23 protein-coding genes are annotated in these 25715 nt (G+C 59.9%); 20 read left to right on the plus strand and 3 right to left on the minus strand.

All coding sequences use genetic code 11. From position 1 onward, the window contains the following. Positions 1-272: 272 nt before the first annotated feature. The 11 genes from dapA to clsB all read left to right on the plus strand — a co-directional run bounded on the left by dapA (position 273) and on the right by clsB (position 12552). The gene (dapA, locus tag AC1DSJ_RS19450; RefSeq protein WP_441371940.1) at positions 273-1166 is read left to right on the plus strand and encodes a 4-hydroxy-tetrahydrodipicolinate synthase; all 894 of its coding nucleotides are present in this window, start codon (positions 273-275) and stop codon (positions 1164-1166) included. 134 nt (positions 1167-1300) lie between these two features. After that, the gene (locus tag AC1DSJ_RS19455; RefSeq protein WP_054420806.1) at positions 1301-2077 is read left to right on the plus strand and encodes a sterol desaturase family protein; all 777 of its coding nucleotides are present in this window, start codon (positions 1301-1303) and stop codon (positions 2075-2077) included. Then, the gene (locus tag AC1DSJ_RS19460) at positions 2061-2966 is read left to right on the plus strand and encodes a fatty acid desaturase (protein ID WP_082386896.1); all 906 of its coding nucleotides are present in this window, start codon (positions 2061-2063) and stop codon (positions 2964-2966) included. The genes AC1DSJ_RS19455 and AC1DSJ_RS19460 overlap by 17 nt, the downstream gene beginning before the upstream one ends. A gap of 33 nt (positions 2967-2999) precedes the next feature. Beyond that, positions 3000-4991 carry an iron-containing redox enzyme family protein gene (locus AC1DSJ_RS19465; RefSeq protein WP_441371941.1) on the plus strand — a complete coding sequence of 664 codons (1992 nt, stop codon included), beginning with the start codon at positions 3000-3002 and terminating at the stop codon, positions 4989-4991. Continuing rightward, on the plus strand, positions 4988-5884 hold the full coding sequence (locus AC1DSJ_RS19470; protein WP_054420803.1) for a DUF6999 family protein: 897 nt from the start codon (positions 4988-4990) through the stop codon (positions 5882-5884). Before AC1DSJ_RS19465 ends, AC1DSJ_RS19470 begins: the two co-directional genes overlap by 4 nt. A 157-nt stretch (positions 5885-6041) precedes the next feature. Next, positions 6042-7325, plus strand: a complete 1284-nt coding sequence (locus AC1DSJ_RS19475; protein WP_054420802.1) for a putative Na+/H+ antiporter — start codon at positions 6042-6044, stop codon at positions 7323-7325. 211 nt (positions 7326-7536) lie between these two features. Further along, positions 7537-7854, plus strand: a complete 318-nt coding sequence (locus AC1DSJ_RS19480) for an FmdB family zinc ribbon protein (RefSeq protein ID WP_441371942.1) — start codon at positions 7537-7539, stop codon at positions 7852-7854. A gap of 15 nt (positions 7855-7869) precedes the next feature. After that, positions 7870-8535, plus strand: a complete 666-nt coding sequence (locus tag AC1DSJ_RS19485; RefSeq protein WP_054420800.1) for a DUF502 domain-containing protein — start codon at positions 7870-7872, stop codon at positions 8533-8535. 40 nt (positions 8536-8575) lie between these two features. Further along, the gene (gene aspS, locus AC1DSJ_RS19490) at positions 8576-10363 is read left to right on the plus strand and encodes an aspartate--tRNA ligase (RefSeq protein ID WP_054420799.1); all 1788 of its coding nucleotides are present in this window, start codon (positions 8576-8578) and stop codon (positions 10361-10363) included. Between the two features lie 114 nt (positions 10364-10477). Continuing rightward, positions 10478-11344 (plus strand): endonuclease/exonuclease/phosphatase family protein, encoded by an 867-nt coding sequence (locus tag AC1DSJ_RS19495; protein WP_054420798.1) that lies wholly within the window; start codon positions 10478-10480, stop codon positions 11342-11344. After that, the gene (clsB, locus tag AC1DSJ_RS19500; RefSeq protein WP_441371943.1) at positions 11341-12552 is read left to right on the plus strand and encodes a cardiolipin synthase ClsB; all 1212 of its coding nucleotides are present in this window, start codon (positions 11341-11343) and stop codon (positions 12550-12552) included. Before AC1DSJ_RS19495 ends, clsB begins: the two co-directional genes overlap by 4 nt. On the opposite strand, the gene AC1DSJ_RS19505 is transcribed toward clsB, so the two are convergent. The 3 genes from AC1DSJ_RS19505 to AC1DSJ_RS19515 form a co-directional block, all read right to left on the minus strand. Then, complete coding sequence (locus tag AC1DSJ_RS19505) at positions 12549-13421, minus strand: DMT family transporter (protein WP_175170378.1); 873 nt, start codon at positions 13419-13421, stop codon at positions 12549-12551. The genes clsB and AC1DSJ_RS19505 overlap by 4 nt on opposite strands. Before the next feature lie 47 nt (positions 13422-13468). Beyond that, a complete protein-coding gene (locus AC1DSJ_RS19510) occupies positions 13469-14821 on the minus strand; it encodes an MFS transporter (protein ID WP_054420795.1) in 1353 nt (450 codons plus the stop codon). 98 nt (positions 14822-14919) lie between these two features. Beyond that, complete coding sequence (locus AC1DSJ_RS19515) at positions 14920-15489, minus strand: SRPBCC family protein (RefSeq protein ID WP_391565088.1); 570 nt, start codon at positions 15487-15489, stop codon at positions 14920-14922. Between the two features lie 544 nt (positions 15490-16033). On the opposite strand from AC1DSJ_RS19515, the gene AC1DSJ_RS19520 reads away from it, so the two are divergent. The 9 genes from AC1DSJ_RS19520 to AC1DSJ_RS19560 all read left to right on the plus strand — a co-directional run bounded on the left by AC1DSJ_RS19520 (position 16034) and on the right by AC1DSJ_RS19560 (position 25706). Next, positions 16034-17161, plus strand: coding sequence for an MraY family glycosyltransferase (locus tag AC1DSJ_RS19520; RefSeq protein ID WP_441371944.1), 1128 nt, complete (start codon positions 16034-16036; stop codon positions 17159-17161). Next, positions 17104-18267, plus strand: a complete 1164-nt coding sequence (locus tag AC1DSJ_RS19525; RefSeq protein WP_441371945.1) for a glycosyltransferase family protein — start codon at positions 17104-17106, stop codon at positions 18265-18267. Before AC1DSJ_RS19520 ends, AC1DSJ_RS19525 begins: the two co-directional genes overlap by 58 nt. A 1-nt stretch (position 18268) precedes the next feature. Beyond that, positions 18269-19042: a glycosyltransferase family 2 protein gene (locus tag AC1DSJ_RS19530; protein ID WP_441371946.1), complete on the plus strand. Its 774-nt coding sequence runs from the start codon at positions 18269-18271 to the stop codon at positions 19040-19042. Between the two features lie 23 nt (positions 19043-19065). Further along, positions 19066-19893, plus strand: a complete 828-nt coding sequence (locus AC1DSJ_RS19535) for an ABC transporter permease (protein WP_441371947.1) — start codon at positions 19066-19068, stop codon at positions 19891-19893. Further along, positions 19883-21193 carry an ABC transporter ATP-binding protein gene (locus AC1DSJ_RS19540; protein WP_441371948.1) on the plus strand — a complete coding sequence of 437 codons (1311 nt, stop codon included), beginning with the start codon at positions 19883-19885 and terminating at the stop codon, positions 21191-21193. The genes AC1DSJ_RS19535 and AC1DSJ_RS19540 overlap by 11 nt, the downstream gene beginning before the upstream one ends. Next, positions 21190-22161 carry a class I SAM-dependent methyltransferase gene (locus AC1DSJ_RS19545; protein WP_441371949.1) on the plus strand — a complete coding sequence of 324 codons (972 nt, stop codon included), beginning with the start codon at positions 21190-21192 and terminating at the stop codon, positions 22159-22161. The genes AC1DSJ_RS19540 and AC1DSJ_RS19545 overlap by 4 nt, the downstream gene beginning before the upstream one ends. Positions 22162-22253: 92 nt before the next feature. Next, entirely contained in the window at positions 22254-23441 is a 1188-nt protein-coding gene (locus tag AC1DSJ_RS19550; RefSeq protein WP_441371950.1) for a glycosyltransferase family protein, read from the plus strand. A 4-nt stretch (positions 23442-23445) separates the two neighbouring features. Next, entirely contained in the window at positions 23446-24624 is a 1179-nt protein-coding gene (gene glf / locus AC1DSJ_RS19555) for a UDP-galactopyranose mutase (RefSeq protein WP_441371951.1), read from the plus strand. Then, positions 24621-25706 (plus strand): glycosyltransferase family A protein, encoded by a 1086-nt coding sequence (locus tag AC1DSJ_RS19560; protein WP_441371952.1) that lies wholly within the window; start codon positions 24621-24623, stop codon positions 25704-25706. Before glf ends, AC1DSJ_RS19560 begins: the two co-directional genes overlap by 4 nt. Positions 25707-25715 lie beyond the last annotated feature (9 nt).

Here is a 25715-nt window from a genome sequence, read left to right on the forward strand (position 1 = left end):
GCGTGGCCAATCACGCGTTCGACTCATTCATTCATGAACCTTCAGGCCAACCAAACCGCTTCCTGCCTCCGCGCCCTGTGCGTGGTGCTGGCTGCCGTCGGCCTGAAATCCAAAAAACAGCCGCTCATCTGACCGGAGCATGCTGTTCCGTCAGATGGGCGACGGAACAGCGGCCTCTTGGCGGCGCATCAGCGCCTCTGCGCGCACCCCTGATATCCCGAGCACTTCTGTACGGTCCAACCACGGTCGTTACACCGAAGGAGTGTTCTCTCATGTCGACTCAACAATCTCTTTTCCAGGGCGTCTGGGTGCCGCTGGTGACGCCGTTTTCCGGCGGCGCCGTGGATGGCGGCGCCTTGCGCAGACTGGTGCGCCATTACGCCGCGGCCGGCGTGGACGGGCTGGTCGTGTGCGGCAGCACCGGCGAGGCCGCGTCGCTGGATGACGCCGAGCAACTGGCCGTGCTGGACGCCGTGCTGACCGAAGCCGGCCGGCTGCCCGTGATCATGGGCCTGGCCGGCAACCATCAAGGCCATGTGTTGCAGCGCCTGTCGGCGTTTGCCACGCGCCCGCTGGCCGGCATCCTGGCGCCCGCGCCGTACTACGTGCGTGCCGGCCAAGAGGGCGCCGCCGCCTATTTCCGCTGCCTGGCCGATGCGTCGCGCTTTCCCCTGGTGCTCTACGACATTCCCTATCGCACGGGCACAACGCTGGAGACATCGACCTTGTTGTCGCTGGCCGCGCATCCGAACATCGCCGCCATCAAGGATTGCGGCGGGTCGCTGGAGAAGACGCTGGCGCTGATCGCCGATGACCAGATGAACGTGCTGGCGGGCGAAGATCTGCAATCGCTGTCCGTGCTGTGCCTGGGCGGCACCGGCATGATCGCCGCGGCGGCCCACATCCGGCCCGATCTGTTCGTGGCGATGCATCAGGCTGTGCGCGCGCAACAGCTCGACTTGGCCCGGCGCTTGTTCCAGGCCTTGGTGCCCGTGATCCGGCTGGCGTTCGAAGAGCCGAATCCCGGCCCGCTGAAGGCGCAACTGGGCCGCCAGGGCTTGCTGTCCGAAGAGCTGCGCATGCCGATGCCCGTTGCCAGCGCCGCGTTAGCCGCGCGCCTGGATGCGGCGGTTGCGGGCTTGAACCGCCAGTTTCCCTGCCAGTAGCCGGAAGTTAAGCCGTGATCAACGTGGCGTCCCACCCTTTGTGTTGCTCGGAATCATTTAGTAATAAATGGCTTACCGGGAAGCTGACGGATTGCTTATGATGCGGCCATTCTTCGGGGTGAAATCAAACGTTCATGGCCCAAGCTTTTGAAGCCTTATCCGCCTGGCAGGTGATGCTGGCGGGGCTGCTGTTCTTCGGCGGCATCTATCTGGTCTTCGGCGCGGCGACGTGGCTGCTGACGCAGCATGTGTTGCCGGCGTTGGGGCTAGGCCGGCCGCTGGACCCGCGCCCCTTGGCGCCGGGTCAGCTGCGGCGCGAGTTTGCGCAGTCGGGGCTGTCCATTCTGTTGTTCGGCACCGGCATGATCTTCCCGTGGGGCCTGTTGAAGCTGGGCTGGGCGCATCTGGACCCGGACCCCAGCTGGCAAAAAGTGGTGGTTGAAATCCTGGTGCTGGTGGCCTGGAACGACGTGCACTTCTGGATCAACCACCGGCTGCTGCACACCAAGCCGCTGCGCCGCTTCCATCTGCCGCATCATCGGTCGGTGGTGACCACGCCGTTCTCCACCTATAGCTTTCACCCCATCGAAGCGCTGATGCTGGGCAACGTGATCATGCTGCCCATGGTGCTGCACGATTTCAGTTTCTGGGCGCTGGCCTCGGTGCCGCTGTTCAGCCTGTTCTTCAATTGCATCGGGCATGCCAACTACGATTTCTTTCCCAAGGTGTCGTACGCGCATTGGTTCGCGGCCAGTCGCCGCCATCACCTGCACCACGCTTGCTACAACGGCAATTACGGCTTCCAGTTCACGTTCATGGACCGCCTGTTCCGCACGCGGCTGAAAGCCGAAGCGGCGGGCCCGCAGCTTGATGCTTTCCAGCGCAGAGAATCGCTTGGCGGACGGGCCTAGCCGCTTCCGGCTGCCGTCGCTGCGCAATCGTCGCGACTGGCAAAGCCTGGCGTATCTGGCCGCGCTGCCTGCGCTGGCGGCCTGGCAATGGGTCTACGGATTCTGGTGGCCGCTGTACGCGTTGATGCTGTTTTTGACACTAGGCATCGGGGTCATTCACCACAACCACACGCACATCAGAATGTGGCGCGGCCGGTGGACCAACCGCGCCACCGACTTCTGGATCACGCTGCTGCAAGGGCATCCCACGTTCGTGTTCTACCCCGCGCATGTGGCGAACCACCATCGCTTCAAGCATGGCGCACGCGATGCCGCGCGCACTTATCGTTTTGGCGGCGATACGAATCATCTGTGGGGCTATGTTTTGCACCCGTTCCAGGCCGGCTGGGTGCTGTATCCGATGTTCTTCGCGTGGCTTGGCCGCTTGCGCCGCCATTGGCCGGGCGCATGGCGCTACTGCATGGCGCAGTACGGCGTGTGGCTGGGATTGTGGGGCGGGCTGATTGCCTTGAACCCCGTGAAGGCGCTGGTGTTCGTGATCGTGCCGCAGCTGCACGGATTGCACTGGCTGCTGGCTACGAATTACCTGCAACACGCGCATGCCGACGGCGGCCCCCGCCACGTCGCCGGGCTGAATTACGCGCGCAATTTCGAAGGGCTGGTCAACCCGCTGCTGTTCAACATCGGCCTGCATACCGCGCATCACGAGCATCCGCGCGCGCATTGGTCCGAACTGACCCGTCTGCATCGCGAGCACTACCGCCACCACGTCAATCCGGCGCTGAACGAAGCGGGGCTGACGCCCTACATGTTCCGCGTCTTCGTGCTGGGCGCGGTGGTGCCGCGCTTTCGCAGCCGTTCATGCATGGCGCCCGAGCACATTCGCTAGCGCCGCCATTCACCTTCCACTAGAGACCCGCCCATGCCTATCGCGTTCAATCGTGTCTATCTGGAGAGCGCCGGCTACTTCATGCCGGGCGAGCCCGTGTCCAACGACGCCATGGACAGCTACATTGCGCCGCTGAACCGGATGTCCAGCCGCATCAAGAGCCGCATCCTGGCCGAGAACGGCATCAAGCAGCGCTACTACGCCATCGACCCCGAAGGCCAGACGGTGTTCACCAACGCGCAACTGGCCGCCAACGCCATTCGCGATTGCCTGCGCCGCCACGACAGTGACCTGTCTGCCGTGTCCCTGCTGACCAGCGGCTCGTCGGGCGGAGACGCGTTGATGCCTGGCTTTTCGAACATGATCCAGGGCGAGCTTGCCGCGCAGCCGATGGAGACGCTGTCCGTGCATGGCATTTGCGCAGCCGGTGTGTCGGCCATTCAGGTGGCGGCGCAGGGCGTGGAAATGGGCGGGCACGCCAGCGCGTTGGCCGTGGCCAGCGAACTGCCGTCGCGCCTGTTCAAGCGGTCGCGCTTTGCGGCGCGTGGCTACGATGCGGACTTCGATGCGCACTTCCTGCGCTGGATGCTTTCCGACGGCGCGGGCGCGCTGCTGCTGGGCAACAGCGGCCGCGCGCTGCCGGGCGCATCAAGCGGCGTGCGCCTGAAACTGAAGTGGGTGCACCAGCGTTCGTTCTCGGGTGACTACCCGGTGTGCATGCAGCTGGGCCTGTCGGCGGACCGCAACAAGGGGCACCTGGATTACCCGTCGTGGAACGAGGCCGAGGCCGATGGCGCGCTGTCGTTGCGCCAGGACATCCGCCTGCTGCCGCACCTGTTCGACATCGGCATCCACGAGTACGCCAAGCTGGTGCGCGATGGCTGGCTGGACCCCGACAACGTGGACCATTTCCTGTGCCATTACTCGTCGGAAAAATTCATCCCGGTGGTGGAAGACCTGATGGAGAAGGCTGGCCTGGTGATTCCGCGCGAGCGCTGGTTCAGCAACCTGGCGTGGCGCGGCAATACGGGCGCGGCGTCCATCCTGATCATGCTGGCCGAATTCCTGGAAACGCGTGAGGTGAAACCGGGCGAGCAGATCTTCTGCTACATCCCCGAGTCGGGCCGCTTCATGGCGGCGTACATGCTGCTGGAGGCCGAAGCGGTGCACGCGGCGCCGGCGGGGCTTTCTGCGGCGGGCGCGGCGGCGACCCCAACTGCGACCCCAGCTGCGGTTTCCGCTGGGTCTTCCGCTGCAACCCCGGCCACCCCCTCGCCACGACTCGACGCGCAAAGCGAAGACGCCGACGCCATCGCGCCGCCGCATGATCCCGACATGGCGCCGCAAGGCCTGGGCCAGTTGCTGACCGAACTTGCGGCGATCTGGCACGACTATCGTTCCCGCGTGTGGCGCACGCCGGTGGTGCGCCGCTTGCGCAACCGCCAGTTCCAGACGGCCGACTACCTGAACTGGATGGAGAACTGGATTCCGCAGGTGCGCGAAGGCAGCAAGTGGATGCGCGAAGGCGCGGCGTCACTGTCCGAGCAATACGCGCCGCTGGCCGGGCTGATCGACATGCATGCCGGCGAAGAGCAGAACGATTTCCAGATCCTGTTCCAGGACTACCGCAACGCCGGGGGCACGGTGGACAGCATCGACGCGCTGCGCCGCAACCCGGGCGGCGAAGCGCTGAACGCCTATCTGCACAGCCTGGCCGCCACGCGTGACCCCATCGGCTTGCTGGGCGCGATCTACATCATCGAAGGCACCGGCCAGCGCATCGTGCCCGCGCTGTTGCCGCTGCTCAAGGCCAGCCTGTCGTTGCCGCCTGACGCCTTCCGCTTCCTGGAATACCACGGCCATAACGACGAGCATCACTTGGCGCGCTGGCTGTCGGCCGTGGAACTGGCGCTGGACTGCGATGAAGACGGCCGCGCCGAACAACGCATCGTCGACACCGCGCGCCGCACGGCCGCGCTGTACCTGATGCAGTTCCACCATGTGATGGAGGGCGATGCGGCATGAGCACGGAACCCGAATTCCTGTCCAAGCCGCACGACCCGGCCGACCCCAGCCCGTGGCTGGCTTTGTACCTGGACCGCAGCACGCCGCTGCCGGACAAGGTGAAAAAAGCCTGGCTGACGGATTCCAGCTGCGCGTCGCGCCAGTACCTGCTGCCGTTCCTGCGGCCGCTGGCGCGCGCTTTCATCATCCTGATCCAGGTGGTGAAGACCTTTTTGCCGCGCCGCTGGTCGCATTCCAAGCTGCTGCATCGCATCCTGGCGTGGGGCCTGAAGCGCTTCGTGTCGCCGGAAGCGAATTGGCTGATCCTGCGCCACTTCCATCTGGGCGCGCAGGCGCTGGCCTTCATCGCTGCGAATTCGCCGGTGCCCATCACGACGACGCCGCTTGAGCCGATGGAGATTGATGACCTGAAGGACGAGCTCTTCGTCAAACATGACCTGAACCTGTTCAACTTCGTCATCCGTCTGAATCAGGCGCTGCGCGAAGCGGGCGTGGAAATGCATGCGCCCCAGACGGTGGATTTCTCGATGATCCAGGACCCGCCGCTCAAGCTTGAAGACATGCCGCAGGGCAAGCTGAACTTCCTGGACCTGCAAAGCGCCATCGAACTGTTCACGCCGCTGTATCAGCTGATGCTGACCGATAACGACTTCTGGCGCGCGTGCAATTCGCTGCAACTGGACGAGACCATCGGCATCTACGCGGCCAAGCTGCTGGGCGCGCCGCAGCATCTGATTCTGGTGAACAACAGCCATCCGCTGGTGCCGCTGTCGACCTTGCGCGCGGGTTACCGGCTGGTGCTGCATGGCTTGTCGACGGAAATGCTGCACAGCCTGCTGATGGAGATGAAGGCGGCGCAACAGGGCGCGGAGCCGCCTGCGCCGATTGCATAGCAAAGCGGTCAGGACAGGGCACAACTTGGTGTAGACCCTGCGTTACACGGAAAAAAGCCTGCGTTATATTGCGTCCCTTGTTCGGCGAGCCGCGCCGGGCCGCGTTCGCATCGCGTGATTCTCCGTTGCGTGAGTCTTGATTCCGGAAGTGCCTCTTATGCCTCAGCCTATTGAAGTCATCGCCACCATTTTGTTCGCCGTGGCGGTTCTTCACACGTTCTCGGTGCCATTTTTTGCGCGTCTGGCGCATCGTGGCGGACCGCATGCGGGCTTCTGGCATCTGTTTTCTGAAGTTGAAGCCGTGTTCGGCGTGTGGGCCTTTGCGCTGATCGTGGCCATGGCCGCGCTGTCGGGCCCGGCCAGCGCCGTCAACTACATGGACACGCGCAACTTCACCGAGCCGCTGTTCGTCTTCGTGATCATGGTGGTGGCGGCCAGCCGGCCGATTCTGGAAATGGTGGGGCTGATCGTGCGCATCGTGGCGCGCGGGCTGCCGCTGCCGCGAGAACTGGCCACGTTTTTCGTGGTGATGGCGCTGGTGCCGCTGGGCGGTTCGTTCATCACCGAGCCGGCCGCCATGACGCTGGCCGCCATCCTGCTGCGCGACGCCTACTTTCGCACGAGCGGCCGCGCGGGCTTCAAGTACCTGACGCTGGGTGTGCTGTTTGTGAACGTGTCGATTGGCGGGGTGCTGACGTCCTACGCCGCGCCGCCGGTGCTGATGGTGGCGTCTACCTTCGGCTGGGATTCGACCTTCATGGTGCAGCACTTCGGCTGGCGCGCGGCCATTGCCGTCTGCCTGAATGCCGGTCTTTTGACCTTCATCTGCCGCAAGGCGCTGATGGAGCGCTCGGTGGGTACGGGCGGTGGTGTGGATGCGCCGGAAGGGGCGGATGCGCGCCCGCCAGTGCCGGCCATCGTCATCCTGGTGCACATGGTTTTTCTGGTGGCCGTGGTGCTGACCGCGCACCATCCTGCGATCTTCATGGGTCTGCTGATGATGTTCATCGGCTTTTCGGAAGCGTACAAGCGCCATCAGAACCGCCTGCTGATCAAGGAAGGCCTGATGGTGGGCTTCTTTCTGGCGGGTCTTGTGGTGCTGGGCGGCCTGCAGAAGTGGTGGTTGCAGGACTTGCTGGGCGGACTGGAACCCTTCGTGCTGTTCTGGGGCGCCACCGCACTGACGGCCATTACGGACAACGCCGCGCTGACCTACCTGGGGTCGCTGGTCGAAGGCACCAACGAAGCCTGGCGCTACATGCTGGTGGCGGGCGCCGTGACGGGCGGCGGGTTGACCGTGATTGCCAACGCGCCCAACCCGGCGGGTTTCGCTATCCTGAAGAACCACTTCCCGGACGGCAGCATTTCGTCGGGCCGTTTGTTCCTGTCGGCCCTGGGGCCGACGCTGGTGGCGGCGGTGATGTTCCTGCTGCCGGTTTGAGCTGACCCGCCCTGGCGGACCGGGGGGCGGCGCCCCTCGGATCGGCCCCGGGGCCGCCTCGACGGACACGACACCGACGGTTCATGAAAAACCGCTAAAATTCAAGACTTTCCCGTATTTTTTTCCGGCCTTGCCCGACCGCCGCCCCGGACCCTTGCGCCCGGCGACCGACGGCTTTTGATTTTTCCGGGCCCGCGCCTGGGAGCCCCTGATGCCCATCTACGCTTATAAGTGCAGCGCCTGCGGCCACGCCAAAGACGTCTTGCAGAAGATTTCCGATGCGCCGCTTTCGGTTTGCCCCGAATGCGGTGAAAGCACGTTTTCCAAGCAGGTGACCGCGGCTGGATTCCAGCTCAAGGGTTCCGGCTGGTACGTCACCGATTTTCGCGGTAACGGTTCTGGCGGCGCTGCGCCCGCCAGCACGGCCGCGTCGTCGGACAGCGCTGCGCCCGCCGCGGCGCCGGCGGCTTCGGCTCCTGCGGCAGCCCCCGCCACCCCCGCGTCGGCTGGCGGAACGTCCGCCACCTAGGCCTACGCGATGCGGATGCGCCTGATCAAAAAGTACTTCATCACTGGCCTGCTGATCTGGGTTCCCCTGGTCATCACGGTGTGGGTGCTGGGTTTGCTGGTCGCCACCCTGGAAGGGTTCGTGCCTGGCTTTCTGTCGTCCGAATCGCTGTTCGGTATCGACATCCCCGGCTTCCGCTTCGTCCTGGTCATCGTGGTGGTACTGTTGACGGGCGTCTTCGCGGCCAACCTGATCGGCCGTACGATGGTGGACCAGTGGGAAAACCTGCTGGGCCGCATCCCGCTCGTGCGCTCCATCTACAACTCGGTCAAGCAGGTCAGCGATACCGTGCTTGCCCCGAACGGACAGGCGTTTCGCCGCGCGGTGCTGGTGCAGTATCCGCGCGCGGGTTCCTGGACCATTGCTTTTGTCACCGGCACGCCTAGCGGTGAAGTGGCCAGCCTGATGCCAGGCGACCACATCAGCGTGTATGTGCCGACGACGCCGAACCCCACGTCCGGCTTCTTCCTGATGATGCCTCGCGCTGATGTGATTGATCTTCAGATGAGCGTGGACGCGGCTTTGAAGTACATCGTTTCCATGGGCGTGGTCGCCCCGGCCCAGGCGCTTGCGCCCGAGGACCGGCCGGCCCCGCTCTCTCCGGCGGCTGGCGCGCAAGACGCGCCGCGCGCCGATTCGTAACCCTTACGCTCAAACTAAGCACACAACGGAGTCATCCCGCATGCGTACCTGCTACACCGGCCAGGTTTGCCGTGACCATCTCGGCCAGACCGTCACCCTGTACGGCTGGGTGAACCGCCGCCGCGACCACGGCGGGGTCATCTTCATCGACTTGCGCGACCGCGCGGGCCTGGCTCAGATCGTGTTCGATCCGGACAATGCCGCCTTCGCCACCGCCGAGCGCCTGCGCAACGAATTCTGCGTCCGCGTCACCGGCCTGGTGCGCGAGCGTCCGGCTGGCACCGCGAACAGCGAACTGGCCTCGGGCGAAATCGAAGTGCTGTGCAAGGAAGTCGAAATCCTGAACGCGTCGGTCACCCCGCCGTTCCAGCTGGATGACGACAACCTGTCGGAAACGACCCGCCTGACGCACCGCGTGCTGGACCTGCGCCGCCCGCAGATGCAGCGCAACCTGATGCTGCGCTACCGCGTGTCGATCGAAACGCGCAAGTTCCTGGATCAGTTGGGCTTCATCGATATCGAAACCCCGATGCTGGCCAAGAGCACGCCCGAAGGCGCGCGCGACTATCTCGTGCCCTCGCGTGTGAACGCCGGCCACTTCTTCGCGCTGCCGCAATCGCCGCAGCTGTTCAAGCAGATGCTGATGGTGTCGGGCTTTGACCGTTACTACCAGATCACCAAGTGCTTCCGCGACGAAGACCTGCGCGCTGACCGTCAGCCCGAATTCACCCAGATCGACTGCGAAACCTCGTTCCTGAACGAATTCGAGATCCGTGAAATCTTTGAAAACCTGATCCGCCACGTGTTCAAGGTGGTGCAGGGCGTTGATCTGGCCCAGCCGTTCCCGATCATGCCGTGGACGGAAGCGATGCGCCGTTACGGTTCGGACAAGCCGGACCTGCGCGTGAAGCTCGAATTCACCGACATCACCGACGTGATGCGCGATGTGGACTTCAAGGTGTTTGCCGCCGCCGCCACGGCGCCCGGCAGCCGCGTGGTCGCCTTGCGCGTGCCGGGCGGTGCTGAAATGTCGCGTAGCGAAATCGACGGCTACACGCAATTCGTCGGCATCTACGGCGCCAAGGGCCTGGCCTACATCAAGGTCAACGAAGTGGCCAAGGGCCGCGACGGCCTGCAATCGCCCATCGTCAAGAACCTGCACGACGCTGCCCTGGCCGAACTGGTCAAGCGTACCGGCGCGCAAGACGGCGACATCATTTTCTTCGGCGCGGATCGCGAGAAGGTCGTCAACGACGCCATCGGCGCGCTGCGCGTGAAGATCGGCCACAGCGAATTCGGCAAGAAGACCGGCCTGTTCGAAGCCGGTTGGCAGCCGCTATGGGTGGTTGACTTCCCGATGTTCGAATACGACGAGGAAGACGGCCGCTACACCGCCGCTCACCACCCGTTCACCAGCCCGAAGGATGGCCACGAAGACTTCCTGGAAACCGATCCCAGCAAGGCGTTCGCCAAGGCTTACGACATGGTGCTGAACGGTTGGGAAATCGGCGGCGGCTCGGTCCGTATTCACCGCGAAGAAGTGCAGAGCAAGGTGTTCCGCGCGCTGAAGATTGGCGCCGAGGAAGCGCAGGAAAAGTTCGGCTACCTGCTGGACGCGCTGCAATACGGCGCGCCTCCGCACGGCGGCATCGCTTTCGGCCTGGACCGCATCGTGACGATGATGACCGGCGCTGAATCGATTCGCGACGTGATCGCCTTCCCGAAGACGCAGCGCGCTCAGGATCTGCTGACGCAAGCGCCGTCGGAAGTCGACGAAAAGCAACTGCGCGAATTGCACATTCGGTTGCGTAACGTCGAGCCGAAATGAAGTAATCTGGCGTAGCGCCGCCGCTTGTCGCGGCGGTGCTCAGCCAGCCAATCCTCTCGGGGGGCACGCCAGAAGTTTGGCGTTTCCCCGATGTCGAAAGGCGCCATATCCTCTATGTCGCTTATCCGTGTCGTCAGCTACAACATTCACAAGGGCCGTTCGGCATTAGGCCGGCGCGACTCCTTGAATGAACTGCGCTTAGGTCTTTACGGCCTGCGCCCTGATCTTGTCTTCCTGCAGGAAGTTCAAGGCCGCAACGAGCAGAAATCCCTGCTCGACGCTCAACACGAATCGCTTGCCGCCGCCCTGCGGCTGGATGTGGCTTATGGCCGCAACGCCATCCGTCATGCGACGGACCACGGCAACGCGCTGCTGTCGCGCTATCCCATTCTTGACCACGAAAACCTGGACATCTCCGACCACCGGCTGGAGCAACGCGGCCTGCTGCATGCGCGCATCGAACTCGATGGCCGCGCGGTGCATTGCTTTGTCGTGCATCTGGGTCTGTTCGCCGGTAGCCGCACCCGCCAGGTGCTGGCGCTGACCGAGCGCATCCGGCGCATGGTGCCGGACGGCGAGCCCATTCTGATCGCAGGGGATTTCAACGATTGGAACGACCGCCTGGCGCCGCTGTTCGTGCAGCAGCTGGGTCTGTATGAAGTGTTTTCCCACGCCCCGCGCAGCCATGGCGGCGAACTGCCGCGCCTGCGCGATTCCGTCAAACGGCTAAGCAACGCGCTGCGCGGGCTGCCCAACGGCGGCTTGTCGGTGATGGAACGCACCAATCAGCTGGGCATGGAAGGCAGCTCGCGCCTGCTGCTGCCGCCGCCGCGCACGTTCCCTGCCGTGTTCCCGTGGTTTCGTCTGGACCGCATCTATCAGCGCGGCTTTGCCGTGCGCAGCGCGCGCGTGTTGCGCGGCCGGGAATGGGCGCGCTTGTCCGATCACTCTCCCTTGCTGGCCGAGCTGGAACTCCCGTGAAGGCCGAGCAGGTCAAGCTTGAATGGACGGACGGCAACAACATCCGCTTGTTGCAGAATGGGTCCGACTTCTTTCCCGCGCTGTGCGAGGCCATCGATGCCGCGCAAGTCAGCGTGCATCTGGAAACCTACATTTTCATGGTGGACCGCACCGGCTCGCAGGTGCTGGAATGCCTGACGGCGGCGGCGCGGCGTGGCGTGAAAGTGCGGGTGGTGCTGGATGGTTTCGGCAGCGCCATGAGCGTTGAGCATGTGCGCGCAATGCTGCTGGACGCAGGCGCCCAATGCCGCATCTTCCGGCCTGAGCCGCGCTGGTTCGCGCGCTTTATTCCGTCGCGCAGTCGGCTGCGACGGCTGCATCGCAAGGTCACGATTGTGGATGGACGCATCGCGTTCATCGGCGGCATCAACATCATCGACGACTACGATGACCTGGACCCCACGGACGGCATCTCCGCGCCGCGCTTTGATTTCGCGGTGCAGGTGGAAGGCCCGCTCGTCACCGAAGCAGCCTATGCGCAGGACTTGCTGTGGGTGCGCTTGAACTGGGCGCGGCTGCGGCGCCATCCGCGCGACTGGAGCCGCATGCGCTTGACCAAGCCGCATCATGCATACGTTGAACCTTGCGGCACATTGCGCGCCGCGCTGGTGCTGCGCGACAACCTGCGGTATCGGCAGACGTTCGAACGCGCGTATCTGTACGGCATCACGCAGGCGCGCCGCGACATCCTGATCGCCAACGCGTATTTCTTCCCGGGGCGCCAGTTCCGCCGCGCCCTGGCAAAAGCCGCGGCGCGCGGCGTGAAGGTGCGCTTGCTCTTGCAAGGCAAGGTCGAATACCGCATGCAGTACCACGCCACGCGTTCGCTGTATGACCAGCTGCTGCGTGACGGTATCGAGATCTACGAGTACATGCCGAGCTATCTGCACGCCAAGGTGGCGGTGATTGATAACGTGGCGACGGTGGGCTCGTCCAACCTGGACCCCTTCAGCCTGCTGCTGGCGCGCGAGGCCAATGTGGTCGTGGACGACCAGCCCTTTGCGTGGGACTTGCAAGAGCGCCTGGAGACGGCCATCCGCGAAGGCGGCCGCTTCATCCGCCCGCTGGAATATCACCGCCGCGGATGGGTGCGGCGCTGGGTGGACGCGGTGTCGTACACGCTGCTGCGCATTGGCGTGGCGTTGACGGGTACGTCGGATAAGTACTAAGCGCGTCGGCGCTTGACCAGCCCCAGCGCCAAGGCGGTGCCCACCAGAATGATGGCGGCGCCGATCGCGATGGATGGCGTGATGCTTTCATCCAGGAACCACCCGCCCCACACAACACCAAAGATCGGCACCAGAAACGTGACGCTGACGGCCGCAGTGGGGCCGACATTGGCGATCAGGCGGAAGAAGATGATGTACGCCGCGCCGGTGCAGACGACGGCCAGCAAAATGGTCGAGATCCACGCCGCCATCGATGCCGGGGCGTCTGGCCAGGCCGAAATGGCCAGCGGCAGCAGCACCAGCGACGCCGCAATCATGCTGCCCGTGGCGCTGGCCAGGGCATCCACACCTGTCAGAAAACGCTTCGTCCAGTTTGCGGCGATGCCGTAGAAGACAGGCGCCGATACCGCCGCCAACACGGCGGGGCCAGTGCCGCCGGCCTGGAAATTCAGCTTGTCCCACACCAGCACGATGATGCCCAGGAACCCGATCAACAACCCCAGCGACCGCATCCAGGGCAGCCGGTCTTTCAGCCACAGCCATCCCACCACGGCGCCCCACACCGGCGTCACGGCATTGGCCACCGACAGGAAGCCCGCGCCCAGCGATTGGGCGGCGTAGGCATAGAGCAGGAACGGGATGGCGGCGTTCAGCGTGCCAACGACCAGCAGCGCCTTCCAGTGCCGCGCGATCACTGGCAGCTTGCCGCGCCACAAGGCGGCGGGCAGCAAGAACAGCGCGGCCAGACCCACGCGCAATTCGATCAGGGCGATGGGGCCGAACTCCTTGACGGCGACCCGCATGAACAGGAAAGAGCCGCCCCAGACCGCTGCCAGCAGCAGCAAGTCCAGCAAATTGCGTTGACGCATGATTGTCTCGATGACCCTTCGGCCGGTTTCTTATTCTTGGCGGTGGCTTATTTGCGGCTGGTGACGAGGTTCTTCATCTTGACCCGATGCGCCAGCAACGCACAGGTCAGCGACAGCACAATACATAGGCCGAGGCCGGTCCGCACTCCGTTTAGTACCGTGCTGTGCGAAATGATGATGCCCACCACGGCCGTACCCAGCGCGCTGCCGATGGCGCGGGTCGTCTGCACCAGCGCGGACGCCACGCCGACGTCGCGGCGCTCGCTCAGCATCTGCATGAAGAGCGTCAGGTTGGGTAACAGGAAGCCCAACGCGCAGCCATTGACGAAGAAGGCGGCAAGAATCCACCAGGCCGATGTGCCGGGCGAAATCAGCAGCACCATCAGGCTGCCGCCTGCCAGCAACAGGCCGCCGAACACCATCAGGCGCTGCGGCTCGGTCTGCTTGGGAAACAGCCGGCCGTTGATGATGCTGCCCACCGAAATCGCCGCTACCAGGGGCGTCAGCAGCAGCCCGGCCTCGCTGGGGGTGTAACCCAGTACCTGCTGCAACAACAGCGGGCTGTAGAAGATCAGCACAAACATTACCGCGCCGACCATCATCGCCGACAGATTCAGCAGGCGGGAATCGCGGCCCGACAGCACGCGCAGCGGAAAGATGGGCGACTTCACCCGGCGTTCGGTAGGAATCAGGATGGCGATGGCGGCCACGCCAATCAAGGCCAGCATGCCGCCCAGCAGCGGGTGCGCATGTTCACCGCGGGCGAAGGCCAGCTCCAGCGCGGCCAGCGGCGCGCCCACGGCCAGCACCAGCAGAATGGCGCCCACCCAATCAATCTTGCGGCTGCCGTCATGCATGGGCCGGATGCGGGGAAAGTAGCGCGCCAGCAGAAAGAAGGCGCCGGCGGCTGCGATAGGCGAAATGAAGAATGCCGCGCGCCAGCCCAGCGCCTGCGTCGCCGCGCCGCCCAGCACCGGGCCGATGCCGCTGGCCATGGCAAATGCTGCCGACACCAGCGCCATCCATCGCACCCGCTGCTTGGCGTCCGGGAACAGGTCGGCCGGGGCCGCGAAAGCAGTCGCAATCATCATGCCGCCGCCCACCCCTTGCAGGGTGCGGAACACGATCAATTGGGTCATGGACTGCGCCAGTCCGCAGGCAATGGAACCGAGCGCGATGATCAACACGGACACGAGCATCAGAGGCTTGCGGCCGAACATGTCGCCCAGCCGGCCGAAGATGAGGATAGAGGCCGCGGTGGCCAGCAGATAGCCCGTACCGACCCAGGCATAGAGCGCCATGCCGTCCAGCGCCTCGGCCACGCGCGGCAGCGTAGTGCTGATGATGGTGGAGTCCAGCGCCGCCAGAACCACCGTGGCGGACACCCCCGCCATGGCCATCAACAGGTCCCGTCGAGAGTGGGCGGGGTCAGTTGATGGCGAGGCTGGTGGCGGTGGCGGAGTCATCCGCCAAGGATATCACCAGCCCACTAGGGTTTTCACTTGTAAAACGAGTGGTATCCCCAGAACACCGCGATGACTAGAACCACTAGCGCCCATGACCAGCGGGAATTGGACAAGCCGCGAGGTTCGGGTTCGGGCGGTGGCGGCGGCGGAGCAAGGCGGGGCTGCACCGCCATGTGGTCGATGAAGGCCGCGAAGAATTTCTGAATGATTTTGTCGCCGGCTTTCAGCAGCAGGCCTTCGCCACACTCAGCCAGCTTGCCGCCGGCCATACCCGCTACCGTATAGGCGACGCGCGTGCCCTGGTCCTTGGTGGTGAGATTGACCTGGGCGGTGCCGATGGCCAGGCAGGCGGCGCGGCCCTTGCCTTCGAACACTAGGGTGCAACTGTCGGGGGCGTTGACGTCAGAGAGCAGAATTTCACCCTCGTAGTCGGTGTCGATCCCCGCGATGTTGGCCCGCAGGGTGACGGCGTATTCGGTCGGGCTGCGCATCGCAACTTCCACGCAGCCCGGAATGCATTTCTGCAAGACTCTCGGGTCGGTCAACGCATCCCATGTCTGGTGCTGCGTCGAAGGAATCCATTGGGCATCGGCAATGCGCATGGCTGTCTCCTTAGAAGAGTTATGTGGTCATTCTTGCTCTGTTTGATAGTTTTGGCTACCTCCTATCCGTTTCGGGCGCTATCTGACCGATCCCGCGAAACGAAGGGCACGTCGGTCGGTTGCTCGAATAATCAGAATTGTCGGCAGAGTGGTTTGGCGTCACTTATCTATCTGGGATATGCAAAGTGTTAGTGAACAACACCGGAGGATACCCGTACAGAGAATCACTTACGCTTCGACGGAGGGACGTCGAAGCACCAAGTAGCGACTTCACAACGGCATGCGCCGCTGTGGGCCCAGCTAGGGGAAAAAATAGGGGGGCAGGCAAGGCCGTTAGGCTACTATAGCCGGGCAGAACAGGGAGCAATTCTAGGAAATCCGCCCAGGCAGATGTGATCAATGGCTGCGCTCTGATCCGTTGCTCATTGTCTCGCGGCAAGCATCAAAATAAGCGGCCTAGGCCAAATGAGGTTAAAGATCTAAACCTCGGTTTTGGCATGCGCTTACATATTAAAATTGCGTGACTTTCCTGCCGGTGCGTTTCATGCTTTACGTCCTTATAGCCTTTCTGGTTTCCTTGGTTGTTACGTCATTATTGGTCCGATATAACTCGTTGCATGGAAAATATACTTCGGACCATGATGTAACTAGTGTTCAAAAATATCATGCACGACCCGTTCCACGGGTCGGCGGGGTTTCGCTCGTCGTCGCAATGTTTGCGATCTGCATACTGGTTTCGATACGCGAGAGTGCGGAAGGCCCTGCCATATTGACCCTGATGGCAGTAGCCATGCCCGCATTCATCGGCGGGCTGGCCGAAGACATTTCCAAAAGGGTCCGCGTACTAGTGCGGCTCGGGCTTGCGATGGTCTCTGGCGCCGCGGCCTATTATTTTTGTGGTGCCACGCTGACGCGCCTGGATATAATCGGCGTCGATTGGTTGCTGCAGTTTGGTGCGATATCGCTCGTCTGTACGATGGTCGCGATTGCTGGCGCAGCAAATGCAATAAATATTATTGATGGATATAACGGCCTGGCCGCCGTGATATCGGCCATGATATTTGCCGGATTTGCCTACGTTTCCTATTATCTGGGCGACCGCCTGTTGCTTATTTCGGCGGTGGGCATGATTGGTGCAGTCGTTGGGTTCCTTGTATGGAATTACCCGCGGGGCCATATTTTTCTGGGAGATGGTGGCGCCTATTTCATCGGCTTCATGATCGGCGTCATTTCCGTGCTGATGATCGCCCGTCACCCGAATGTCTCGGCATGGTTTCCGTTATTGCTGTGCATCTATCCCGTATTCGAGACCCTATTCTCGATCTATCGCAAGAAGTTTCTCAGGGGCCAGTCTCCTGGAATGCCCGACGGCGTACATCTGCACATGCTCATCTACAAGCGACTGGTGCGTTGGGCAATCGGTTCCAGCGACGTGCGACACAAGACGCAGCGTAATGCCATGACTTCCCCTTACCTGTGGTTACTGAGCTCGTTCGCTGTCATTCCAGCAGTTTTGTTCTGGCAGAATGAATATTTGCTGATGTTTTTCGTGGCGGTATTTTCCGCAACGTACATTATTTTATACAGAAGGCTCGTGTTGTTTCGCATGCCGAAATGGCTAGTGATCAAGAAACGCGGCAAAAAGTATCGGCGTGGAATCAAGGAAAAATGATTTTTTTTGCCCGCTCTTTTGTTGCTGATCTTGATGGGCGACTGAGCAAGTATTTCGCTGCGCTGGATGCGGCGGGCCTGGCTTACCATTTCATTGGCTGGAACAAAGACGGTTCCGCCGGGGCGGATATCGGGCGTCAGACTCTCTTCCCGCTGAAAGCAGCGTTGGGCGGAGGCTGGCGCAACGCTGTCGCGCTGTTGAGATTCAACGTTTTCTTGTTTTGTGCACTGTGGCGAGCGCGGCGGAGCGTGCAAGTCGTGCACGCCGTCGACCTGGATTGCGCCGTCACCAGCTGGGCATTCTGCAAGATTTTTCGCAAGCGCCTGGTGTTTGATATCTATGATAAATACACGGCGGTTCGTAATATTTCCGGGTTTGCCGGGAAGGTCTTGGACACGGTCGAAAGATCTATCGGCAAATCTGCCGATCTGACGCTGATTGTGAGTGAGGATCGATTTGTGCAGCATGGGTTCACCCCTGCACAGAAGAATGTCCGCATTTTGGAAAATGTGCCGGCGACCATACTGGTCGAGGTTACCGATCGCGCACATTCGGCTCCGCCTTGGCAAATAGGTTACTTCGGTGTGCTTGAGCGGCGCCATCGGGGTTTGGAAGACCTGCTCGCGGCCTGCGCTGGACGGTCGGAAGTTGAGCTCCATGTAGCAGGATATGGCAGCCTCGCCGATACATTTGAAGCGGCCGCCAGGAAATTTCAAAACGTTAGCTTTTACGGCGCAATGCAGAGCAGCGAGGGACTCGCCCTGATGGCGAAGATGGACGTTCTGGTAGGTATGTACTACCTGACGGTGCCGAATCATGCCTTCGCATCGCCTAACAAATACTATGAACACCTGAAGTTGCGTCGAGGTATGCTCAGCACGGCGGGTACGCCACCAGCGGCAAAAATTGTGGCCCAAGGGAGCGGGTGGGCCATTGGCGAGGGAACGGCAGCAATCGCGAGTTGGTTGGATAGCCTGGATGAAATCCAGATTCTCGCTGCGGGATGGCAAGCCGGTCGGGTGTGGGACGAGAAATTTTCGTCGTATTACCTGACGCATTATCAGGGCCTCTACGTCACTTGTATAAAAGAACTGCTAGAGAAATAAAGTGAGCGCGCCTGAAACCATTCCTCGCGTTTCGATAGTCATGCCCGCATATAACGCAGTGGCTTATATTGAGAAAGCCATTGATTCTGCGATCGCGCAAACTTTCGCCAGTTGGGAATTGATCATTGTTGATGATTGTTCAGCTGATACGACCGCACAATGCGTGCGCTCTTATTCGGACCCGAGAATTCGATATTTGAAGAATGATCAGAATTCCGGGGTGGCGCGTAGCCGGAATCGCGCGATTGATGAGGCCAGAGGCGAATATATTGCGTTTCTCGATAGCGACGATGTGTGGCTGCCATTCAAACTAGAGGCTCAGGTGCAGCTATTGGATTCCGGATGCGACATCACCTACGGCACTTACTTGCGGATAGCGGCTGACGGACGGCCCATGGCCACTGTCAACGTTCCCTGTAAGCTTGGCTACAGTGACATGCTGAAGTCGAATTTTATCGGGCACTTGACAGGCATATACCGGAAGAGCCGCTTTCCGGTCTTGCGCTTCGAAGCGGGGGGGCATGAGGACTATGTATTTTGGCTGCGCGCGGTTAAAATTGCCGGCGAGATACAAGCGACCCTGCCTGGTACGCCGCTGGCGCATTATAGAGTTTTAGATAATTCACTGTCTTCTGATAAGAAGAAGGCGATGCGGTGGCAATGGAGAATATATCGAAAGGTTTTAAACCTTTCTCTGGTGCGAAGCTCTTACTATTTTTCATTTTACATTTTCAATGCCGTGCGCAAGCGCAGCAATTTCCTGTCCGGTCGTTGAATATATAATGGGTTTTCTATATCGTGAGTGGTTTGCATAAACATCCAACCTCGCCAGTTTCCCTATTCAGGTCCCTGTTTAAATACAGGGCTTTGATTGGCGGCCTAGTCAAGCGGGAGGTGGTCGGTCGTTATCGGGGTTCCGCTTTTGGCCTGCTTTGGTCATTCTTCAATCCCGTTTTCATGCTCTTGGTTTACACCTTCGTGTTCAGCGTGGTGTTCAAGGCGCGGTGGCCGGGAGGCTCGGAGTCGAAGACTGAATTTGCGCTGGTACTCTTCGCGGGGTTGATGCTGTTCAATTTTTTCGCCGAGTGCGTGAATCGCGCGCCTTCTCTGGTTCTGTCAAATGTCAATTACGTAAAAAAAGTCGTCTTTCCGCTGGAAATTCTTCCTTGCGTGGCGGTCGGGTCCGCATTTTTCCACCTACTTATCAGTTTGGTGGTCTGGGTCGTCTTCTATCTGGTCTTCTACGGCGTCCCGCACGTCACCATCCTCCTGTTTCCATTCGTTCTGTTTCCGCTGGTGATCCTAGTGTTGGGGCTGGGCTGGTTTTTATCGGCATTGGGCGTGTTTTTGCGTGACGTTTCGCAATTCATCGGCATTGTTACGACCGTGCTGATGTTCATGTCGCCGATCTTCTACTCCGCATCCATACTCCCTGATAAGTATCAGCCTTTTCTCCACATCAGCCCGCTCACAGTGGTCGTAGAGCAGGCGCGCAATGTGCTCTTCTGGGGGAAGGGTATTGATTGGGGAATGTGGTTGATTTACACGGCCGCGTCTTTCGTAATTGCGGCGCTGGGATACGCGTGGTTTCAACGTACCAGGAAGGGTTTTGCAGATGTCCTCTGATACGCTGGCAATTTCGGTCAAGAATCTGAGCAAGTGCTTTCATCTCTACGACAAGCCCCGGGATCGGCTCCTGCAGATGGGCTCTTTCGGCCGCAAGCAGTATTACCGCGAATTCTGGGCATTGCGTGATTTGTCGTTTGAAGTCCAGCGCGGCGAGACCGTAGGCATCGTTGGTCGCAACGGCTCGGGAAAATCGACGCTGTTGCAGATGATCTGCGGAACCTTGACCCCAACCTCCGGAGAAATCTGGACTCGAGGGCGGATCGCTGCGCTGCTTGAATTGGGAGCAGGCTTCAACCCTGAATTCACTGGCCGCGAAAACGTCTACCTGAACGCGTCAATATTGGGACTGACCAGGCGGGAGACTGACGAGCGGTTTGAGGACATCGCCGCTTTTGCCGATATCGGGAGCTTTATCGACCAGCCGGTGAAGGTCTATTCGAGTGGTATGTACGTGCGCCTGGCGTTCGCGGTTGCTATCAACTCCACGCCAGATGTCTTGATCGTCGACGAAGCGCTGGCCGTCGGCGACGCCCGGTTTCAGTACAAATGCATGCGCCGCCTGAAGGATATACAGAACGCAGGCGCGGCGGTATTGTTTGTCAGTCACGATGTCGGTTCGGTGCGGACCTTGTGCCAACGCGCGGTCTGGCTGGACAAGGGTTCGTTGCGCATGGCCGGGGAAGTGGCCAGCGTGACCAGCAAGTACGCCGAGTTCATGTATCAGGACGAGAACGGTAGCGCTCCCGCCCCGGCCGAGCCCGTGGAGGAAATTCTCCAGGCGGACTCCGTCTTACCGGATGAAGACGTCGCGGTGGCGGAGGCGATGCATCTCGAGACCAAGCCCGCCTCGCATTGGGGCAAGCAGACCGGGCTCATCAGCCACGCCGCCGTGCATGGCAATATGGGAGCACGCAAGGACGTTTTTGACTGGGGAGAAAGCCTCAGCGTAAAGATCGCGTTCCGGCCGCCAGTAGGCGTCGATGTGGATAGGGTTGGGGTCGCCTTTTCCATTAAGAATGAGAAGGGCGTCGATCTTTTTGTCACGAGTACTCAGGAAGATGCGAAGCTGCGAATTCCGTTGGATCAAGGCATGGTTCAAGTGGAATTTCGCTTTGACAACTACCTGGTGCCAGGCAAGTACATCCTGGTCGCCGCTCTTGAAGATGGAAGTTCGGCAGAAATGTCCTATTTTGAATACTTGGAAGGCGCGCATTTTTTTTCCGTGGTCTCATCGCACAGATACATGGGTGTCTTCCGCCCAAATGTGGCCACGACAATTTCGGGAGGCGCACTTTGACCTCTACGGATATCAACAGCCAAGATTACTGGAACGGCCGGTTTGAGACGGACTGGGAATCCAATCTGGGGAAAGAGCAATCGCGCTTCTTTGCCAGGGTCGCCTTGGACAATCTGCCGGCCTGGTTGCGATCGGCTGCGAATCAGGACGGTTGGACGGTGTGCGACTGGGGTTGCGCGCAGGGCGACGGCACCGATGTGATGGCGAGCTATTTTTCTCGCGAGCATGTGATAGGGGTTGATTTTGCGGAGGCTGCGGTCGAAAAGGCCCGCGCCGCCTACCCTAGCGTACGGTTCGAAGCGCAGGATTGGATCGCCCACGACGACGTGAACGAAAAATTCAGCATGATTTTTTCGTCAAACACGCTTGAACATTTTCATGATCCGTTCACCGTGTTGTCCAAGCTCTTCAATCATGCGGAACATTGTGTAGTTTTAGCCCTGCCGTATCGCGAGTTGAGCCGGATCTCCGAGCATTTCTTCACCTTCACGCCGGAGAACATTCCCCTGGTCGCGGACGAGGACTGGGTGCTGGCGCACGCGCGAGCGGTCGACTGCCGGCCCATGGAACCAACTTATTGGCACGGAGACCAGGTGATTCTTGTCTACGTGAATCGCGCCTGGGCGCAAGCCAAGAAGCTCGCGCTCGCTGATGGTTTGCTGGGTGCGGAAACTCCTCCTTTGCCTCTCGAAGATCTCACGTCTGCAAAGATCGATTTGCTGCGCAGTGAAAACGCGCTTTTGGCGGATGAACTGTCCGCACTCAAGGTCCAATTGGAGCAGCATTTCAGTCAGCAGGCGGCGTTGAATCAGGCACGGGAGGCGGATGTCCAACGACTGGACGAAGAGCGACGCCAGCTCGCTGCGGAGCGGGATGCAATGGCCAAGGAGTTGTCGGAGATCAAGAGTAGTAATTCTTGGCGCATGATGAGTCCGATGCGGAATCTGCGGAAGAAGTTCAAGAATTGAACTCGGCTCGCGGTTGACCAAGACTCGTCTGCACCTTTCTTAAATTTGGCAGTCCATATCAATATGGTCGGGCTTATCGCCCGACGAATTCTATGAAAAAGCTCAACGGCTTTGCCGTGTCCTGGTTCTTCGCCCCCTACGTAGGATCGGCGGATACCGACTTCTACAAACGGATAAAGAACACGGACGTGTCTTATCTGGTCGCGCAGGTGGCGCGTGATCACCGAGATGCTCGCCTGTTGCGCACTGCAGGGAAAGCGGACTTCGAAAGGGTTGAGATCAAGCTGGATCACAATAACCCCAGGACAGCGCCGGTGCGCAAGAAATTCGTTGACGAAGTCGTACGAATTTTCGAGGGTTCCGGCCGCCAGTTTGACTTCATCATTTCGCATTCCAACGAGCTCATCTCTCACGAGGCAGCGGGTCGCATCAAAGAGAAGAACACGTCATTGCCATGGGTCGCCTACTTTGGCGATTTATTCGCCCGGAACCCCTATATCGCACACATGCGGGGATATCCCCTGGTGTCGGAAGATACCTTGATCGAACAGGAGACGCTGCGTAATGCGGATCTGATCATCTTGAACAACGAATATCAACGAGAATTGATGTTCTCTGGCGATTTCGCGCAGTATGCGCACAAGGCAGTCGTGATACCGCATTGCTATGATCCGGCAATGTATGAAGGGCAGCCCGTTGAAGGCTTCGACAAGTTCGTCTTTGCACACCTGGGTACGCTATACCATGTAAAACGTACCGCTACCCCAGTTATGCAAGCGGTGGATCGGCTCGTGGAGATCTATCCCGCGTATAAGAATAAATTTGAGGTACGCTTTTACGGCGGTTCGCCGTATCCCAATGATGTGGATGAGCACCAGCGGATGAGGTACCGCGAACACGTAAGGTTTGAATCCGCAGTTTCCTATTTCGAAAGCCTGCAGCTGATGCAAAGAGCCAATGCGCTATTGCTTATTGATGGTATGTTTTCGGAAAATGAGGATGGTATCAAAGCCAACCCATTTTTCCCGGGGAAGCTCGCTGATTACATGGGTGCGAAGAAGCCAATCGCGGCGATCACCATGCCGGTGGGGCCTACTGCGGATATCATGAACCGGAGCGGCAATCTGACGGCCGATCTACGAGTGGATCGTATTGCATACGTGATGAAGCGTTATCTGGATGGCAAGGTAAACCCAGATATCAGCGTTTATGAGCAATACTCCATCGATGCCATTGCGCCCCGTATGGATGGCGCGATCAGAGAGATTTTGAAAGGTTAAGATCATGGATAACTACGACTTTATTATTGTCGGAGCCGGATTCGCCGGCACGATTTTGGCCGAACGCCTCGCATCGCAGAACGGCAAGCGCGTACTGCTGATCGAGCAGCGGGACCATATCGCCGGTAATATGTACGACTATTACGATGAAAATGGCGTACTGGTTCACAAGTATGGCCCTCACCTGTTCCGTACCAATAGCCCGCGTGTTCTGAGCTACATTTCTCAATTCACTGACTGGCATCCCTATCAGCACCGTGTCTTGGCCAATGTTCAGGATCAACTAATTCCGGTGCCCTTCAATTTGACATCGATCGAGCGTCTGCTTCCAGACAGCGCCGAGCAGCTCAAAGCGATGTTGATCGCCGAATTCGGAATGGATGTGAAAGTGTCTGTCTCGGTACTGCGCAATCATGCGGATGCGCGCATTCGCGAGTTTGGGGAATACGTCTTTGAAAACGTCTATTTGAATTACACGACGAAGCAGTGGGGTGATAAACCCGAGAATCTGGACTTTGAAACCATTACTGCTCGTGTCCCGGTCCACATATCCTACGACGATCGATATTTCCAGGAACAGCATCAAGCTCTTCCCAAGGAGGGCTACACGAAGATGTTCGAGCGGATGCTGGGCAACCCATTGATTGAGGTGCGCCTGGGCGTCAAGGCAAAGGACGTGCTGTCTTTTGATGAAAGGACTGGCAGGGTGCTTTACTTGGGGGCTCCTCTCGAAGGCGGTCTCATCTATACCGGACCGATCGACGAGCTTTTCAACTTCAAGTTTGGAGAGCTGCCGTATCGTTCCCTGCGCTTTGACTTGGAGTCGCACGATATGGATCTGTACCAACCGTGTGCGACGGTCAATTACCCGAACACTGAGCTGTACACCCGCATTACCGAGTACAAGCACCTGATGGCGGACTCACCCGCCAAGACCACCATCATGAAGGAGTATCCCCAGTCGTATGACAGGAATATTCCCGCGCAGAGTATTCCTTACTATCCTATTCCTAAGGACAGTAACGCGGCTCTTTATGACAAGTATCTGGAACTGACGCGTCAGTTTCCTCAGTTGATGCTCGTTGGCCGATTGGCGGAGTATCGCTATTACGACATGAACAACATTATCGAACGCGCATTGGACGTATACGAGAAAGAATTCAAGGGCGGCGCATTGAAATGACTCCCAAGATAAGCATTGTCGTTCCGGTATATAACCTGGAGTTTTATATCGAACGATGCTTGAGTTCGCTTGAGAACCAGACTCTGGAGGGTATTGAGGTCTTGGTCGTGAACGATGGCGGCACGGACGACAGCCAACTTATTATTGACGAGTACGTTGAGCGCCGGCCGGATCGCTTCAAGTCGTTCATGAAGCCGAATGGCGGTCACGGGGCTGCCTGCAATTTCGGTATCGAGCGTGCCACGGGTGAGTACATCATGATCGTGGACGGTGACGACTTCCTTGATGCGGATACGTCTGAGTTCATGTACCACAAGGCGCAAAGCATCGGTGCTGATCTGCTGATTGGTAACCTGCTTTACTGCTACACCGGCCGTACCGCGCCCTTCAAGCCCTTGCCGTTTGAAGGCGAACGTGAGCTGATTGGCACAGACCGCGACCAGCTCTATAGAAACTGGGCGACGCCTTGCGGTCGCATCTATCATCGCTCGATATTCGCGGATCCTGATGTGAGGCTGCTTGCGGGAGTAATATTCGCGGACGCTAACTTCGTTCCGAAGAGTTATCTGGTCGCCAAGAAAATTTACTACGTGGACAAGGAGCTCTACAACTACGACATCACCCGACCCACGCAATCGATGAAGCAGACGGACAAGCGCATCCTCAATATCGTGCCTGTGCTTGAGGATATGCTGGCTTTCTATAGAAAGAAGGGCGAATTCGAGGCCAACCGGGACCACCTGATGTGGTACGTGGCCAGGCATTGTGCGGCCTGGATTACGAAGGTGAAGACACTAAATGGTTACAGCCGCCTCAAGGCGTTGCGTGAGATATTCAGCGTTGCCGACAAATACTTCGGCAGCGATTGGATCAACAGTGGAATTATTGCTGAATCATTTGGGCCGCGTGTGCAGAAAGGCGTAAAGATCGCTCGGATGTTCAATTACTATCCGATTGTTATTTTCTGGAAGCTGGTCTCGGGCGCAGTCCGTGTGGATAGAGGCATTGAGAAGGTTCTGGAGTCACCTCTGCGGGGATATCGATTCTTCAAACGCCGTGCACGCCGGTTTGCGGGCGCGTGAAGCATCAGG

Source organism: Achromobacter sp. 01N37, from assembly GCF_056399725.1.